The organism is Vibrio ziniensis (assembly GCF_011064285.1).
GTDB classification, from domain to species: domain Bacteria; phylum Pseudomonadota; class Gammaproteobacteria; order Enterobacterales; family Vibrionaceae; genus Vibrio; species Vibrio ziniensis.
Genome location: NZ_CP049332.1, coordinates 224,486 through 241,829, shown reverse-complemented (window position 1 = coordinate 241,829; position 17,344 = coordinate 224,486). Strand labels below are relative to the sequence as shown.

General features: G+C 42.7%; 15 protein-coding genes. 9 read left to right on the top strand and 6 right to left on the bottom strand.

The genetic code is table 11. The features are described 5' to 3' along the window. Positions 1-93: 93 nt before the first annotated feature. From G5S32_RS16140 to G5S32_RS16120, 5 genes are all read left to right on the top strand, one after another. Positions 94-1,002 (top strand): siderophore ABC transporter substrate-binding protein, encoded by a 909-nt coding sequence (locus G5S32_RS16140; RefSeq protein ID WP_165313077.1) that lies wholly within the window; start codon positions 94-96, stop codon positions 1,000-1,002. 79 nt (positions 1,003-1,081) lie between these two features. Beyond that, a complete protein-coding gene (gene vctD / locus G5S32_RS16135) occupies positions 1,082-2,020 on the top strand; it encodes an iron chelate uptake ABC transporter permease subunit VctD (protein WP_165313075.1) in 939 nt (312 codons plus the stop codon). Further along, the gene (gene vctG, locus G5S32_RS16130; RefSeq protein ID WP_165313073.1) at positions 2,010-2,960 is read left to right on the top strand and encodes an iron chelate uptake ABC transporter permease subunit VctG; all 951 of its coding nucleotides are present in this window, start codon (positions 2,010-2,012) and stop codon (positions 2,958-2,960) included. Before vctD ends, vctG begins: the two co-directional genes overlap by 11 nt. A 2-nt stretch (positions 2,961-2,962) precedes the next feature. After that, the gene (vctC, locus tag G5S32_RS16125; RefSeq protein ID WP_165313071.1) at positions 2,963-3,724 is read left to right on the top strand and encodes an iron chelate ABC transporter ATP-binding protein VctC; all 762 of its coding nucleotides are present in this window, start codon (positions 2,963-2,965) and stop codon (positions 3,722-3,724) included. 327 nt (positions 3,725-4,051) lie between these two features. Continuing rightward, the gene (locus tag G5S32_RS16120; RefSeq protein WP_165313069.1) at positions 4,052-5,245 is read left to right on the top strand and encodes an acetate/propionate family kinase; all 1,194 of its coding nucleotides are present in this window, start codon (positions 4,052-4,054) and stop codon (positions 5,243-5,245) included. A 58-nt stretch (positions 5,246-5,303) separates the two neighbouring features. On the opposite strand, the gene G5S32_RS16115 is transcribed toward G5S32_RS16120, so the two are convergent. From G5S32_RS16115 to G5S32_RS16105, 3 genes are all read right to left on the bottom strand, one after another. Beyond that, positions 5,304-7,025, bottom strand: a complete 1,722-nt coding sequence (locus G5S32_RS16115) for a S8 family serine peptidase (protein ID WP_165313067.1) — start codon at positions 7,023-7,025, stop codon at positions 5,304-5,306. Between the two features lie 151 nt (positions 7,026-7,176). Next, positions 7,177-9,348 (bottom strand): esterase-like activity of phytase family protein, encoded by a 2,172-nt coding sequence (locus tag G5S32_RS16110; protein WP_165313065.1) that lies wholly within the window; start codon positions 9,346-9,348, stop codon positions 7,177-7,179. Between the two features lie 212 nt (positions 9,349-9,560). Then, positions 9,561-10,316 (bottom strand): SDR family NAD(P)-dependent oxidoreductase, encoded by a 756-nt coding sequence (locus G5S32_RS16105; RefSeq protein WP_165313063.1) that lies wholly within the window; start codon positions 10,314-10,316, stop codon positions 9,561-9,563. Positions 10,317-10,447: 131 nt separating this feature from the next. Between G5S32_RS16105 and G5S32_RS16100 the strand changes: the two genes are divergently transcribed. Together G5S32_RS16100 and G5S32_RS16095 are read left to right on the top strand one after the other, a co-directional pair. Next, a complete protein-coding gene (locus G5S32_RS16100; protein ID WP_165313061.1) occupies positions 10,448-11,368 on the top strand; it encodes a LysR family transcriptional regulator in 921 nt (306 codons plus the stop codon). Positions 11,369-11,457: 89 nt separating this feature from the next. After that, positions 11,458-12,582, top strand: coding sequence for a M14 family metallopeptidase (locus G5S32_RS16095; protein WP_165313058.1), 1,125 nt, complete (start codon positions 11,458-11,460; stop codon positions 12,580-12,582). A 78-nt stretch (positions 12,583-12,660) separates the two neighbouring features. Here the strand turns inward: G5S32_RS16095 and G5S32_RS16090 are convergent, their stop codons facing one another. Both G5S32_RS16090 and G5S32_RS16085 read right to left on the bottom strand, forming a co-directional pair. Continuing rightward, positions 12,661-13,584: a sensor domain-containing diguanylate cyclase gene (locus tag G5S32_RS16090; protein WP_165313056.1), complete on the bottom strand. Its 924-nt coding sequence runs from the start codon at positions 13,582-13,584 to the stop codon at positions 12,661-12,663. A 101-nt stretch (positions 13,585-13,685) separates the two neighbouring features. Next, complete coding sequence (locus tag G5S32_RS16085) at positions 13,686-14,402, bottom strand: glutamine amidotransferase (RefSeq protein ID WP_165313054.1); 717 nt, start codon at positions 14,400-14,402, stop codon at positions 13,686-13,688. Between the two features lie 215 nt (positions 14,403-14,617). Here G5S32_RS16085 and G5S32_RS16080 point away from each other — a divergent pair, with 215 nt between their 5' ends. Then, the gene (locus tag G5S32_RS16080; protein ID WP_165313052.1) at positions 14,618-15,421 is read left to right on the top strand and encodes a MetQ/NlpA family ABC transporter substrate-binding protein; all 804 of its coding nucleotides are present in this window, start codon (positions 14,618-14,620) and stop codon (positions 15,419-15,421) included. Positions 15,422-15,673: 252 nt separating this feature from the next. Beyond that, complete coding sequence (gene yghU / locus G5S32_RS16075; protein ID WP_165313050.1) at positions 15,674-16,534, top strand: glutathione-dependent disulfide-bond oxidoreductase; 861 nt, start codon at positions 15,674-15,676, stop codon at positions 16,532-16,534. A gap of 91 nt (positions 16,535-16,625) precedes the next feature. Here the strand turns inward: yghU and G5S32_RS16070 are convergent, their stop codons facing one another. Next, positions 16,626-17,312 carry a DNA-3-methyladenine glycosylase I gene (locus G5S32_RS16070; protein ID WP_165313048.1) on the bottom strand — a complete coding sequence of 229 codons (687 nt, stop codon included), beginning with the start codon at positions 17,310-17,312 and terminating at the stop codon, positions 16,626-16,628. Between the last annotated feature and the right edge of the window lie 32 nt (positions 17,313-17,344).

The window sequence follows — 17,344 nt, the reverse complement described above, 5'->3', positions numbered from 1 at the left end:
ATTATTCCGGTTGCTTATGCCATGTTTGAACGTTATAGTTCGACGTAAACGGTAATGATTATCAATAATCTTCTCAGTTGTAAAGGAACCCGAATGAAAAAGCGTATCAGTTTGGCTACTGTTGGCATCCTATTATCTATGACGGTGTATGCCGACCCCATCACAATTGAACACAGTATGGGTAAAACCACGCTTGAACAGAACCCTCAACGCGTTGTCGTGATTGGCTTAGGTGTACTTGATGCTTTGGACACGTTCGGTATTGATCCTGTAGCTATCTCAAAAGTGCCGCAAATTCCAAATTATTTGGAAAAGTACAAAGCAGAAAAATACGGTGCAGCAGGTTCGTTGTTTGAACCTGACTTTGAAAATATTTACACAATGAAACCGGACTTAATTCTTATAGGCCCGCGTGCATCAAAGAGCTACGGCGAACTTTCCAAAATTGCCCCGACAATCGTATTTGCTGTTGATGCAAATAAAGGCTATTGGGAAAGCACGCAAGAGCAGTGGAAGAACCTTGGTAAGGTGTTCAACATTGAAAGCCAAGTGGATGCAAAGATCGATCAACTTGATAAGAAGTTCCAAGCGGTTCGCGCATACAACCAAAACCACAATCTTGATGCAATGACCGTGATGACCAATGGTGGCAACATTACTGCTTTTGGTGTCGACTCTCGTTTTTCTTCAATCTACAAAGATTTTGGCTTTAAAGAGACAGTTTCGACGAAAAAGAACGCTAGCCACGGGGATTTGATTTCTTATGAATTCATTCGTGAACATGACCCGAAAGTACTATTGGTTATTGACCGTAACAAGCTAACCGACCCAAACAATGACCAAGGCAGTAAAGATTTTTACAACGACCTTGTGAAGGCAACGCAAGCTTATAAGAACAATAACATCGCATTCCTCGACTTGAATGCTTGGTATCTTTCTATTTCAGGTGTGAAAGCAACCGAGCAGATGATCTCTGATATGGAAAAATCGGTTGGTCTTTAATCTGACTCAGCGTCAATTTTAAACTATAAGAGAGGCAGTTTCTTCGCAGGGGGAAACTGCCTCATAGCTGGGGTTAGCTTTGAAACGGTTATTGCTTGCTTTATTGATGGTTAGCGTTGCTTCACTGTTTGTGGGGGTCGGTAATCTCTCTCTTTCTTCTCTTCTTAACCATGACCCAATGTCATGGCAGTTATTTTGGACAAGTCGTTTACCGCGATTACTTGCCATCCTTCTCGCGGGTGCTGGATTAAGTATTGCTGGTTTGATCATGCAGCAGATTAGCCAAAACAGATTTGCCGCGCCTTCTACATCTGGAACGATCGAATGTGCCATGTTGGGCTATGTGTTAAGCCTTGTCCTGTTTGGCAATGGTTCACATTTGTGGCTTATTTTTTCAGTCGCAATGGTGGGTACGTTGGTCTTTGTTTGGTTCATTCAAAACGTACAGTTCAAGAATGCTATTTTCGTCCCCTTAATCGGTATCGTATTCGGTAACGTCGTCGACTCCACTGCAACGTTCATCGCCTATAAATATGACGCTATTCAGAACCTCTCAGCATGGAAAGTGGCTAACTTCGCCAACCTTCTACAAGGAAATTTTGAGCTTCTATATATCGCTATACCGATTGCGATATTCAGTTACTTGTATGCCACACGTATTTCCGCAGTAGGGATGGGGAAAGATTTTGCGGTAAACCTTGGCTTGAATTACGGGCAAGTATTGGTCATTGGTGTCTGCTTGGTATCAGTGATGTCTGCCAGTGTGGTGATGATTGTCGGTGAACTTCCATTTCTAGGGCTAATCGTGCCAAACGTGGTGAGCTATTTCTACGGTGACAACTTGAGAGCGAACATTCCACGCACCGCTACTTTCGGTGCTCTTTTGGTTTTGTTGTGTGACCTGGTTGGTCGCGTGATCATTTTCCCTTATGAAGTTCCCATTTCCATGATCATTAGTATGTTAGGTGGTGTTGCATTTATCTTCCTGATTACCAAAGGCAAACGTCATGCAGGATAAAAGTAAAATCGTCTTATTAGTGGTAGTTTCATTGGTATTTATCGGTCTGTTTATCGGGATAGGTTTAACCGCTGACAACTACCAATACTTCCTTTCGCGTCGTGTACCGAAGGTTCTGGCGATTGTGATTGCGGGCATTGCTATTGCTCAATCCTCGCTGGCATTTCAGACTATTACCCACAACCGCATTTTAACACCGAGTATTATGGGTTTTGACTCCCTCTACTTGTTAACTCAAACCACGATTGTGGCTACGTTTGGCGGTATGAGCAGCTTTATCTTAGATGCCTATTTGAACTTCTCGCTAGCTGTTTCTGTCATGCTGATATTCTCGAGTATGCTGTTTGCTTTTTACTTTAGAAAACAGAATCAGAGTCTAATCATGCTGCTGCTTCTTGGTGTGATTTTTGGTCAGTTGTTTTCCAACATCGCTTCATTTTTCATTATGTTAATGGATCCTAACGACTTCGCTTCTTTACAAGCGACTATGTTTGCCAGTTTCAATAACGTGAATGTCGATCTGGTTTATCTGGGGACACCATTGTTGTTGTTGGCGTCAGCTGCGCTGTTTAGCATGAATCGAACGTTGGACGTATTCTGGCTCGATAAGGACAATGCCATTAGCTTGGGTGTGGACGTACGCAAAATGACGCGTAACGTCCTACTGCTTAGTGCCTTTTTGATTTCAATATCGACAGCACTTGTAGGGCCAATCATGTTTTTCGGTTTGTTGGTCACCAACTTGACCCGTGAGTGGTTTAAATCTTATCAGCACCGAGTACTGCTTTTTGCCTGCTCTGCCATGTCTGTTTCAGCATTACTCGCTGGGCAATGGATGGTGGAAAAAGTCTTCCATTTCAGTACCACCTTGAGTGTGATTATTAACTTTATCGGCGGTATTTATTTCCTTTCACTCTTAATTCGTAACAAAGTGGTTTAGTCATGATCAAATTGAAAAATCTGACCAAAATGTTTGGTCAACAAACGGTAGTAAAAGCTGCGAGCACTCAATTTGAGAAAGGAAAAGTGACTTCAATTATCGGCCCAAATGGCGCGGGTAAAAGTACACTGCTGTCTATGGCTAGCCGTTTAATCAACCGTGACGCGGGTGAAGTGTGGATTGATAATCGTGAGCTGGTGGATTGGGATACCAAAACGCTAGCGAAAAAGCTCTCTGTATTACGTCAGGCGAACAGCTTAACCATGCGTTTCACTGTTCGAGAGTTGGTCTCTTTTGGACGCTTTCCCTACTCAAAAGGAAAACTGACTCAGGAAGATCAGCAAGTTATCGACCAATCAATCGAGTATTTGGATCTGTTTGATATTGAACACAAATATCTTGATGAACTTAGTGGGGGACAGCGTCAACTTGCTTTTATTGCTATGGTTATCGCTCAGGACACCGACTACGTATTTCTTGATGAACCGCTCAACAACTTGGATATCAAACACTCATTGCAAATCATGTCGACCATTCAGAGGCTAGCCCATGAACTCGATAAAGCTGTTGTTGTGGTCATACACGATATTAATTTCGCATCGTGCTATTCAGACCGAATCATTGCTATGAAAAAAGGTGAGATTGTAGCCTCTGGAAATGTCGAAGAGGTAATACAAGCAGACGTATTAAGCAGTATCTACGAAACGCCTTTTAGAGTTGTAGAGCTTGAAAGCAAGCTAATGTGTTTGTATCACACAAATTAGAGTTGTTATTGATATTCAACTGATTTTATATATTCGTTTTGACGTTGTTATCTCTGTTACTCATAGTATTGTCATTATAATTCAATCAATTACATTGAATTGAAGTCATTTTTTTTGTTCTTCGGAATATTGGTGGCGCGAAGCACAGATTAAATATTTCACATATCGAAAAAAACATTTTTTTGCTAGAGATCAAAAAAAATCGTAAGAGTTGGATGAAAAAATTAAAACAAAGTTGAAAGATTAAAAAATTATTGAATAATGGCATGTAAGCAAACACACGAAGCATTAGCTTCAAACTCATAGTCGGATACAGGAAAGAGCCCCATGTCGAACTCGTATGTGTTGGTTATCAACTCTGGTAGCTCCTCACTAAAATTTGCAGTCATTGATTCAAAGAATGGTGAAGCGTTAGTTACTGGTTTAGGAGAATGCTTCGGTCTTCCTGAAGCAGTTCTTGGTTGGAAATATCAGGGAAAGAAAACCGAAGAGGCGATTGCGGCTCCGGACAATCATCATCAACATGCAATTAATCGTATTGTGGGTTTGATGGAAAGCTTGGGATTTACAAAAGACTTGGTTGCAGTAGGTCATCGTATCGTTCACGGTGGTGAGAAATTCACTTCAACGGTTCGCATCAACGATGAAGTACTGACTGAAATTGAAAACTTGTCGGATCTAGCTCCGCTCCACAACCCGGCAGGCGCAAAAGGCATTCGTGCTGCAATGCAAGCTTTCCCAAGCCTTCCTCAATTCGCAGTATTTGATACCGCATTCCACCAAACAATGCCTCAAAAAGCATTTACTGGTGCAATTGCTCACGAGTTGTATGAAAAATACGGCATCCGTCGTTACGGTTTCCACGGTACTAGTCACTACTTTGTTAGCCGTGAAGCTGCAAAAATGTTGAACAAATCGATTGATGAATCAAACTTCATCACGGTTCACTTAGGTAACGGCGCATCTGTATGTGCAATCCGCGATGGTAAATCAGTTGATACTTCAATGGGCTTTACTCCACTTGCTGGTCTAATGATGGGTACTCGTTCTGGTGACCTTGACCCAGGTATCATTGAGTTCCTATTGAAGAAAGGTTGGACTCAAGAAGAAGTGTTTAACACACTTAACAAGAAGTCTGGTTTCCTTGGTGTATCTGGTTTAACTTCTGATGCTCGTGGCATTCTAGAAGCGATGGAAAGCGGTCATGCTGGTGCGAAACTGGCGTTTGAGGTATTCACTTACCGTGTGGCTAAATACATTGGTTCATACTTGATTCCCCTAGATAGCTTAGATGCGATTATCTTCACTGGTGGTATCGGTGAGAACTCACTAGATATCCGTCGCGAAATCTTAACCAACCTTAAACTATTAGGTTTTGTTGAAGATGTGGAAGGTAACGAAGCTGCTCGTTTTGGTAACGCAGGTATTATCGGTAAATCTGAACTACTCAACGCGGTTGCTATGGTTATTCCAACCAACGAAGAATTTGTTATCGCACAGCAATCTGTAGCGCTTCTATAAATTCGAATAGTTTTAGCTAAAAGCGAGCCAATGGCTCGCTTTTTTGTTGCTCAAACAATTATGGTTTATAGACAGTTATAGACTCATTAGATAAATCATCAATAAACGTAACGCTACCTTGCTTCTTAGAAATATTTTCTAGAATGCATTCTTCTGAAAGAGTGCAAATACCAAATCCCACCCACTCTCCGGATATATAATCTCCTGAGCTATATGAGACAACAGCTGTCCAAGTTTTACCTTTATTGAAGCTTTGAGTGACAACCTCCGGAGCTTCACTAACCATCACACTTTTCTCATAGACGTCTTTTGCGCCCTCATTATCAGTAACAGTGAGAGTCACGGTGTATTGAGCATAAGCACCATAAACATTGGTTTGAAACTTGTCTGTACCAATAGAACCATCGCCAAAATTCCAGTCATAAGACACAATAGTGCCATCACTGTCAGTTGATGTGGAAGCGTCAAAGGTACATGTTAGATTCACACAGTTGACTTCGAATTGAGCTGTTGGGGGAACGTTTTCGTTGCTGATCGTTACAGACAGTAAATTTGGCTCAAAATAGGCCGAACTAATATCTAATAGAGGCTCTTTTATATCGTCTGTGCTCGTATCTTCCCAATTATCATTACCGTTTTCTACGAGCGTAGTTTGGATTTGATCTGGTAGAAGTCCTTTGCTTGCTAATAGTGCGGCTGCACCTGCCACATGTGGCGATGCCATTGAAGTGCCACTTATCGTTCCATAGCTACCGCGTTCGATTGGGAAGGTTGAGACAATACATACCCCGGGAGCTACGATGTTTACTGGATCACCCCAGTTACTAAAGTTGGCTAAAGTGTCATCTTCGTCTGTTCGACATGTAGCGAAGCCATAGCCTCCTTCTTCTCCATCAAAATCAGCTAGTGCTGAAACTGTAAATGCATAGGGAGCGTTTGCAGGGGTATAACCTGCGCTGTCTGCGTTTGAGTTTCCCGCCGCAACGACAACAAACACGCCACTTTTGAATGCCGTTTCAATAGCACTATTCATTGCGCTACTTTGTCCGCTGCCACCTAAACTCATATTGATGACTTTTATGTTGCCTTGTTTTACCACCCAATCGATACCAGCGATGATTCCTGCAAGTGAACCTGAACCGGATGAATCAAGAACTTTCACCGCCCACAATCTCACACCCGGAGCGATACCTACGACACCAACGTTATTATCTAAGGCGCCAATTGTTCCTGCAACGTGTGTACCATGGTAGTGATCATCGTCATAGCTCACTGAAGAATCACAGAAGTAAGTTTTATAAAGAGGTGATCTTCCTGAGTAGTTCAAGCAGTTAGCTCCGCCAACTACATTGAGATCCTCATGGTCTATATCAATACCAGTATCAAGTACGGCAACATCAGCATCAACGCGTAGGTCATCGGTGTTATTGATACTTAAGACGGCATCATTTGCAAATATTCTGTGAACACCCGTTGGAGTTGTTTGTACAAATGCGGTTATCGGTAGGTCTTGTTCGACATACCATACATTCGGATTTTTTAAGACACCACTTAGGGCTCGTTCAGGTATGGAAATTGAAAACCCTTGTATGGCCCTCTCATACACATATCCAACTCGGCCGTATGTTTGCTGTGCAACTTGTGTAGCAACCTCAGAGGGTAATGTATTAGGTTTAAGCACCACAATATACGTGTTTGTTTTGTCAGTGTTTTCTGCATAACCTGTTGAAATATAGAATATTGTAAATATTGAAAGCAGAACATTACGCAAGATTTTCATCACTGTTCTCCTTAAACTCAATTAAAACGTTATTGAGAGTATAGTTAATAAGTGAGTGGTGAATCCTAATACTTAAGTGCTACTTTTATCGTGAGTGAAAGTAAAAGCGAGCCCATGAGAGCTCGCTTGGTAGCCTGAACTGAATCTGAGCCTAAAACTGATTCACTTTGAAGAACAGTGTTTCACCACTGCTGTCATCTACGCCGTCGTTGTCGGTCACAGCATAACCTTGTCCGGATGCATCAATAGTAAAGCCTTCGATCTTGTCTACCACATAGCCGTTTGTCGATTTCAGATCTGAAAGAAAGTCATGAACTAATGTTTTCTTCACGGTTGGTAATGCAGAACCGAGTGGTGAAGGTTGGAGTTCTGAGAGCGCAACTTTATAAAGACGTTTCACCTTCGCATCGCTGTCGAGTTGGTTGTCACGTTCAAGAAGGTACGCATTTTCTCCGTAAATCGTAATTTCAGATAAGCCTATCCATCCTTTCTTAACTGTTTCTAATGGGTATTTAACTGCACCCCATTGTTTACTCTGCGTATTATAAGAAAGAAGTTTTACAGAGTTCTTCTCATCATCTTTCCATGGACGTTGAATGGCTACCCAAAGAGTGTCGCCATGTATAGCAATACCTTCGGCACCAAATCGCTCTTGGTATTGAAGCAGCTCTTCAGGGAACGGCACTGTTTGGTCTATAGCACCTGAATTCGTTACATGAAGTAGTTGATGAGGAACAGACTTCTCAGCATTGCCCTCAGAAGCGAGCCAATAACCACCTTTTGGATCCACTGCGATGCCTTCCAAGTCGAGTTTTTCAGCCGCATGCCCACCACTAGTGACAATCATCTTATCTTTGATCAGAGCCGGAGTTTGGCTTGCATCAATAGTAAATATTGCCGGTTGAGCGGAGTAAAAACTGTCGCTGATGGCATAGAGAGTTCCTGCCTGAGTAAGATCGGCAGTCAGTCCAGATAATGCCCCCCAACCGATAGGACGACCATTGTTATCCATAGTCGACTGAATCATAGGGTAGGTTGGTGCTTTATCACTTAGTTGATAGATCATGACGTGTGATCGAGCTAGTTTATCTTTGCCTAGGTCTTCTTCGTTTGCTGTAGCAATCAGCCCTCGTTTGGGAATCGCTATCGCTGACTCAGGAGCAATGCCTGAAGGGAGCATTTGAACAAGTTCTGGGTCAGCGCCAGTATCACGATAAACCGCCATGATTGAACCGCGTTCAGACATGATAAATAGGTATGTATTGTCACCGAACTTGGCAACTTCAACACCTTCAGGCTCTGCGCCTTTTTTTCCTGAACGTTTTTCAGGGTAGTGGCCGGCTTTTATTACTTCGTATTCAAAGCTAGTCCCACTTTCAAATAGGACTTTGCCTTGTTTGTTGAATATAGTAAATCCGCGAGCACCACCTTTGTAATCCCCTTCGTTCGCAATAACCAAACGATTATAGTCTAGCCATTTAACTGCGTCTGGTTCACGACGAACATTCGACAGAGAATCGCTAAATGTGAGAGCTCCATCTTTTTTAATGTCTATATTGTTAAGGTCTACACTGCCCGCAGAAAAATGGTTAATGATTTTTCCTGATTCCGCATCAATGATGGCAATGTGGTTGTTCTCTTGGAGTGTTACCGCAATTTCATTTTTGTCGTTGAATGAGACAAACTCTGGTTCAGGATCTGTCGGCGCTATTTCGGTAATACCCGTTAAATCAACTCTCTTAATGCTAGCGCAATCAAGTTTATTGTCTTTCATTGGGACGATGGATAGGTATCCCGCCGGCATTTGCGGTAGTTCACCGTCGTTGAGTTCTTCATCGCGTTCGTTTTCAATCGCCACGGCGACAAAACGACCGTCTTTTGATACTGCAACTGAATCTGGTTGCCCGCCTAAATCACATTTTTGGATGAGTTTACGACTAGCAATAGACACAGTTGCCAAATAGCCTGATGGTTCAGTATAAGTTTTTGATGTGTTGACACCCACAACAACAGAACTGCCAATTGCGGCAACTGATGTTGGCTCCCCTTGTAGATCGAGAAACCCAGCCGCTAAAGGTTGTTTTGGGTTTTTAATATCGATAAAACCGACTCCACCCAAAGGACTGTCAGAATAGATCAATGTATTACCATCTTCTGAAGCGGTAATTATTTCTGATGAAGTCACCGATGATTTTTTCCCTGCGGGAATGTTATCTGCTACTGCAAATGTAGAGATTCGCTGAAATGATTCTGCATGTACAAAAGAAGAGGTAGTAACAATTGCTGCTGCAATTAATGTGGTCTTTAAATGTTTGACTTCCATGCCTTATTCCTAGTTATTTAAGACTTATTCAATCACGCTAGATGGGCTGTGTGTCAGTTGCATGAGAGTTTTATGTCGTTATCTTTACACCGTTTGGATCTGCAACGCCACGCTTACTTTTAAATTACACACGGATGAGTTAGAAACTGTTTATCAAACAGTGTATTGAAGTGAAAAAGGGCATAGTAAAACTACGCCCTTCGTATCGTGAACTAAAGTATCATACCGCCAGATGCTTCAATACGTTGTCCTGTTACCCAATCAAAACCTTCACTAAACATAGAGGATATGATTTTTCCAATATCGTCAGCTTCACCTACTCGACCTAGTGCGGTAACTGATGAAACCATGGCTTGCGCCTGTTGGCTATCGCGAATGGCTCCACCTCTAAAATCGGTAGCGATAGCGCCAGGAGCCAAAGTATTCACACGGATGTTTTTGGCAGAAAATTCTTTAGCCATATATCGTGTCATCACTTCTACAGCGCCTTTTGCCATTGCGTAAGCCGCAGACCCTGGGAAAGAGAAACGTGTTAGGCCAGAAGAAACATTGACGATGTGACCGCCTGATTTGATAAGAGGAAGCATTTTTTGAGTGAAAACGAATGGACCTTTAACATGGGTATCAAACATCTCTACGAGATCATCAACACTGGTGTCTTCAATCGTTGCATGTAAACCAGTACCCGCGTTGTTAAACAGATAATCAATATCAGAACGCGAGAATTGTTCCTGCAAGATAGTTTTTAGTGACTGAACGAAAGTGTCAAACGTAGATGTATCGCGAATATCACATTGCAGAGCGACTGCTTTTTGCCCCTTGCGCTGAATCTCTTCGATAACGTCCATCGCCGCTTGTTGGTTGCTGTGGTAGGTGAAAATGATGTCGACATTCTTTTCTGCGAGTTTAATTGCTGCGCTTCTACCTAAGCCACGACTACCACCAGTGATTAAAGCAATTTTGTTCATCTTGTTACCTTTTGAGCTGAGTTGTTGGGTTCGTTTATAAGTTACTCCTAGGTATTGGATTGAAAAATACGCGTAATCAGATAACACTGTTCATATATCACGAACAATATAAAGTTGTTGGATAAGGCGGTATGGATAAAATCGAAACAATGAAGCGCTTTATAGCGGTTGCTCAGACAGGCAGCTTTACTCAGGCTTCCAATCAGCTTGGCGTACCAAAATCGGCGATATCAACGTCGGTGAGTCGTCTGGAGGAGCACTTACAAACAAGGTTACTTAGACGCAGCACAAGACAGGTTTCGTTGACGGAAGCCGGTGAACGTTATCTGTCCCATAGCCAACGGCTGATTGATGAACTGGAAGGATTGGAAAATCAGTTCCAGAGAGAAAGTAACGAGTTAAGTGGAGTCATCAAAGTGGATATGCCCAGTCGATTTTTCTCGACGGTATTAGCTCCGAATCTTCATGAGTGGTTTGAACTTCACCCCAAAACGCAGCTTAGGTTAGTAGGAGCGGATTACCGTATTGACCTGATCAAAGAGCGGATCGATTGCGTCATTCGTGGTGGAGTATTGGAAGACAGCAATCTTGTGGCGCGGCATTTGGGCAGTATTGAAATGGTCAACTGTGTTAGTCCAAGCTATGTTGAAAAACATGGCTTACCGACTCAATTGGATGAGCTGCATAAGCACTTTGTGGTGGATTACTCTCCAGATCAGAGCATTGCAGCAAGTGGCTTTGAATACGTTAAAAACAGCAAGACTTACTTCGTTTCAACCCAAAGCTTAATTTCTGTGAGTACAACGGATGCTTATTTGTCTGCCTGTTTGAGTGGGTTGGGTATCATTCAGTTACCTAAGTGGGGTGTTCAAGAACAGATCGCCAAAGGTGAACTGATAGAAGTGCTCAGCGACTATGTTTGTAAACCAATGACGATGTCAGTGCTCTATGAGTCGAGACATCAACAGCCCAGAAGAATACGGGAGTTCATCGATTGGATAAGCAGCCTATTTGAAAGGATGAGCCACAATAAAAAAGAGACAAACTTGTAATCTCTAGAACGTTCTTTTAACCCATGGTTTATATTGATAGATTAGACAAAACACCGAACCACCAAATTATCGAACCACATAGTGACTTTATGAAGATATTTAGTAATTTTGACGCAGGCAATATTGACGTTGTCAGCGCAGAGAATCGTGAAGATATTCAACTTACCATCAGACGTGATAATCAAACTGAAATCGCTCAGTGGTTCTTCTTTCGTGTCGAAAGCGAAGCGAACACTGAACACAAATTCCGCATTGCGAATCTGGCTAAATCGGCGTACCCAGAAGGTTGGAATGGTTACGATGTGGTCGCTTCTTACGATCGAGAAGAGTGGTTCCGCGTACCGGCTACTTTTGATGGCGATAACCTGAATTTTGCAATCTTGCCTGAATACGATTCTATCTATTTCGCCTATTTTGCTCCTTACAGTTACGAGCGCCATTTGGACTTGTTGCATCAGGCTCAAATGCACCCACAAACCAAACTGCAAACGCTAGGGCAAACACTGGATAACCGTGACATCAGCCTGTTAACCATTGGTGAGCCAAGTAACGAGAAGAAAAACATCTGGATCACCGCTCGTCAGCATCCGGGGGAGACTATGGCTGAATGGTTTGTTGAAGGTTTGCTACAACGCTTGTTGGATAACACCGACACGGTTGCTAATGCATTGCTCGACAAAGCTGTGTTCTATATTGTGCCGAATATGAACCCTGATGGCAGCGTCCGTGGTCATTTGAGAACCAATGCGATTGGCATCAACCTCAACCGTGAATGGCAAACGCCTTCGCTAGAGAAAAGCCCTGAAGTGTATTATGTGCGCGAGCGTATGATCGAAACGGGTGTTGATATGTTCCTTGATATTCATGGCGATGAAGCGATTCCATATAACTTTGTGGCTGGTGCTGAGGGTGTTCCAAGTTACAACGAAAAAATGGCGAACTTAGAATCTCTGTTTAAGCAGGCGTTAACCTTTATTACTCCTGAATTTCAGGATGAATTTGGTTACGATAAAGATGAACCGGGTAAAGCGAACTTAACGGTTGGTTCTAATTGGGTTGCAGAACAGTTCAAATGTTTGTCTTATACCCTTGAGATGCCATTTAAAGACCACAATTGTCACCCTGATGAACTATATGGCTGGTCTCCTGAACGTAGTGTGGCGTTTGGTCAGGATGTTCTTGCGGCGATTCCAGCGGTTATCGACCACCTATAACGTAGAAAGGCACTCCAATATCAACGGAGTGCCTTTTTTGTTTAATTGGACTAACTACTGGATTCGTTTTTGGCGCAATTAATTGAGCTTCGCGGAAACTCGATTTTTGCCACGTCGTTTCGCATCATAAAGAGCAAGGTCGGCTCGGTGGTAAATCTCTTCCATACCTTCATCTGACTCTTTGAAATGACTTAATCCGATACTGATGGATACGTGTGTATCTGACAACTCTTTGTGCAGCAATGTACACGAAACCGCTTCTATCAACCTTTCTGCAAAAGCAACAGGAGATATCTCAGCGGTATGTTTAAGAATAATACCGAATTCGTCGCCCCCCAATCTACCTATGACGTCAGTTTTACGTATCTTGAGTTTGCATATTTCTGCGACTTTTCGTATCGCTTCGTCACCTAAGCTGTGCCCATAAGAGTCGTTAATTCGTTTGAAGTTATCGATATCAAGCATAAGGAAGCAGTAGTTCTCATGATATCGCTTGAAAGTATAAAAAGCATCGTAGAGGTGTTCGAAAAACTTTCGTCGATTTAGCGTTTTAGAGAGATCATCCACTTCAGACTGGTAGATAAGCTGCTGCTCAATTTGATGACGGAGGGTAATGTTACGAGCAACCCAGACCACAGCTCGCTCGCCATAACGTAGCGATTTTAAAGGGCTGACTCGCCCCTCAAACCGCAGTTCGCCAGGGGGACCAGATTTTGCTTCTACAGTTTCAACATCATTAGCAGAGAGAGAATACTCAAAAATCTTAATGCAGTTCGCATCAAGCGTCTCCTTGATGCGGTCTTTAAACCAGTTAGCTTTTTCTTCAGGAAGTACGTTAGAAAGGGTTAGCCCTTTAAGTGATGAACCGTCGTGGTAAAGATCAGAGTTTTCGCCACCAAAAATGGCGGCATATCGGCCTGACTCAGTAAGAACGAAAACCATATCCGGTAAAGCCGAAATGACAGCAGCATATTCTTCACACTCATCATACTGTTTATCCATAGGCTCTACCTTTATCTGACTACGATATTCGTTAACACCACGGCTTTTATATGGAACAGCACTAGTTTAACTGTTGCTATTTTAGCTCATATTCTGCCGGCTTAATGGTGATCAATACTTGATTTACACATTTGAGCGAATCGAACCAGAATTTGTTTTGCTTGTTCTGTTTCTGCTATCTGATCAAGTTTGTGTTCATATTGGTCAGCAATGGCTTCTTTCAAACCATTAACGGAATCTCGCATAATGTCGCTGGTGAACTCTGGGTGGAATTGAACACCCCAAGTACAGGTTCCTGCACGGAAGGCATGATGATTATCAAGCTCACTTTTAGCGAGGCAAACAGCGTTCGGTGGAAGCTGTTGTACAGATTGGAAATGGACTGTCTGAGCGGTAAAACTCTCAGGTACTTGTTCAAACAAAGGATCACTGTTTGCGTCAGATAGACGTTCTAGCTCAACGGTTCCAATCTCCAAGCCTTTCGGGTTATAACTCACTATTCCCCCTAGAGCTTGGGCAATCAATTGATGCCCGAAGCAAATACCAAGCAGAGGAATTTTTGTCTCTGTAAGTTCAATGATGTTGTTTGAGAGCCTTAACATCCAGTCAGTTTTCTCTGTTACCATGGACAGTGAACCCATAATGATCACACCCAACAGGGTATCGTAAGCAGGCAGCTCGTTGTTAATTCCGTCTAAAAACGTGACATTTATATCGACTTCACTGATGGCTCTTTGTGCCCAAAATTCAAAATCGCCGTATTTTTCTAGTTGTTGTTCTGGTGCCTGACCAACATTAATGATCAATAACGTTTTCATAAATCCCTTTCCTACCTTCCTGATAATTTGGCTAATTTAGTTAAAAGAAAAAATGAGTTCAATCGCTATTTGAAGTGCTGCTTAAAAGGTTTAGCAAACTAGGGTAGAGGAGAAGTGAATATCTTATAGCAAACTTTTAGTTGCATCTTATCTAACCATCGATAATATAGCTATTTAGACGGCTATACGTCTTTTGTTTAGGTAAGGATAATTTTATGAACGGATATAAAAAACTCACTCAGTTGGGTTTAGTGGCTTCTTTGGTTTTCGGTCTAGCGGCATGCGGCCAGAAAGAGAGTGATGAAATCTCGGTTGGTGCAACTGTAGGTCCACACGCACAGGTTGTTGAAGCAGTAGCGAAAGAAGCAGCCAAGCAAGGTCTTAAAGTGAAAGTTGTTGAGTTTTCGGATTACATTACGCCAAACGCAGCATTGGAAGATGGCAGCATCGATTTGAATAGCTACCAACACCTACCTTTCCTAAACAACTACAACAAGAGTCAAGGTTCTCACCTTGTTTCTATTGGTGAATCTATTCTAATGCGTATGGGTATTTACTCTAATAAATACAAATCATTAGAAGAGTTACCAGAGAACGCTCGTGTTGCAATTCCAAATGACCCAACAAACGGTGGCCGTGGTTTACTACTGTTTGCTGATGCAGGTTTGATCACGCTAAGAGCGGATGTGGGCTTTAAAGCTTCTCTAAATGACATCGTTGAAAACCCGAAAAATTTTGAGTTTCTTGAAGTAGATGCAGCTCAACTGCCGCGTACACTTGACGATGTTGATGCAGCGGCTATTACGATGAACTACGTTATGTCGGCAGGTCTTGATCCAAAGAAACAAGGTATCTACCTAGAATCTAAGCAAGCACCACTTGCAGTTATGGTGATTGCAAGTCGTGAAAAAGACAAGGATAAAGAGGCATACAAGAAGTTCGTGGAGATCTATCAATCACAAGCGATTCGTGACTTCATGCAACAAACTTTTAATGGCACGATCGAGCCTGCATTCTAATACCTAAAATTCCCGCAGTAACCTTTGTTGTTGCGGGAACACTTACCTCTGCTTTGTTCACCCGCGTATATAATTTCTTCTCCCTTTCAATAATTTATTATTATAACTAAAAATTCGTAAAAGACTTTATCTGCAATAATTTGCCCCTATATCTTAGGTAGTCATAAAGTAAGTCGTCTTATTTCCATGACGCAAACTTAGACCGGATACGTGAACCAAAAGCGAATACGTAAATTTAGAGAAGGATAAACCATGGCAAGTGAATATATCCCACCAAGAGTCTGGACAATGGATAGCGAAAACGGTGGTCAATGGGCGAGCATTAACCGACCTGATTCAGGTGCTCGTTTTGAAAGAGAACTTCCAGTGGGCTCTCACCCAATTCAGCTTTACTCAATGGGTACGCCAAATGGGCAGAAAGTAACCATTATGCTTGAAGAGCTGCTTGCTCTTGGGGTAACGGAAGCTGAGTACGATGCGTTCCTGATTCGCATTGGCGACAGCGACCAGTTCAGTTCTGGATTTGTAGCGGTAAACCCAAACTCTAAAATTCCAGCGATGGTTGACCGTTCAGGTGCAGAGCCTGTAAACGTATTTGAGTCAGGCAACATTCTGTTTTATCTTGCTGAGAAGTTTGGTCATCTTCTACCAAAAGAAGGTGCAGCACGTGCTCAAGTGATGAACTGGCTATTCTGGTTACAAGGTTCTGCGCCATATCTAGGCGGTGGCTTTGGTCACTTCTATGCGTACGCGCCAGAGAAATTCGAATATCCGATTAACCGTTTTGCGATGGAAGCAAAACGTCAACTGGATGTACTGGATAAACAGCTAGCAAAAAACACCTTTATTGCTGGTGAAGAATACAGCATTGCGGATATCGCGATTTGGCCTTGGTATGGCAATCTAGCGTTAGGTAAAGCGTACAACGCAGGTGAGTTTCTTGATGTTGAGTCATACACTCACGTTCAACGTTGGGCGAAGATGATGGCAGAGCGCCCAGCGGTGCAACGCGGACGTATTGTAAACCGAACCATGGGTGAAGAGTGGGAGCGTGTCGACGAACGACACAGTGCCGCAGATATTGATGCAGTACTGAGCAAGCAGCCCAAATAGATAAAGCTCGATTGCTTCGGATTATTTAAAAGAGAGGGCTATGCTCTCTCTTTTCGCTTTCATCGTACAGCATTAGAAAGACCAATGATGATTAGATTCTATTTTCTCCGGTACTGAAGGCGATGATCTGGCTGATTTCGCTCATGGTGCGGTTTGACTCTTGCTGCCACTGACTGAACGCTTGATTAGCCGATGTCATTGCTCGTTTGGTTGTCTTGGCGCTATCAATCACGCCAGTATTACGAAGGTAGGCTTCCACATCCGTTGAGAAAATAAACGTATCCGCACCCATTTGACGAAGCGTATATGGCCCCGTATTACCACCTAGACGGTCACCGTGCTTTTTCATGTATTCCCACAGCCCCGTAATGTTCTCCAAAGGCCATTGAGCAACCATCTGGCTAAATGAGCCGTGTTCTGCCCTCGTTTCATAAATCATACGAGCATTACGTGGAATAGACATCACTTTGGCTAAATGACGGATAATGCGTGGGTCCTGCGCTTTCTCCTCCCACATTTCGTCAGACAGCATCAGTAGCGGTTCAACTTTAAAATTAAAGAATAGTTCTTCGAAGTTTGGCCATTTCTTTCTGACCACATCCCAAGATATTCCCGATTGAAACACCTTCATGCTGAATGCAGATAACCAGCGATCTTCAGGAACTGTAGCTAGCTCTGCTTTACTTAATGGTATTTTAAGTAGGTTCTCTAATTGGTCTTCACCACCTTTACGTTCGGCAGCGCGTTGATAAATAGACGCAAATTTTTCGATAGTCATATTCGAAGACTCTTGTTTGGCTTAGAAAACAA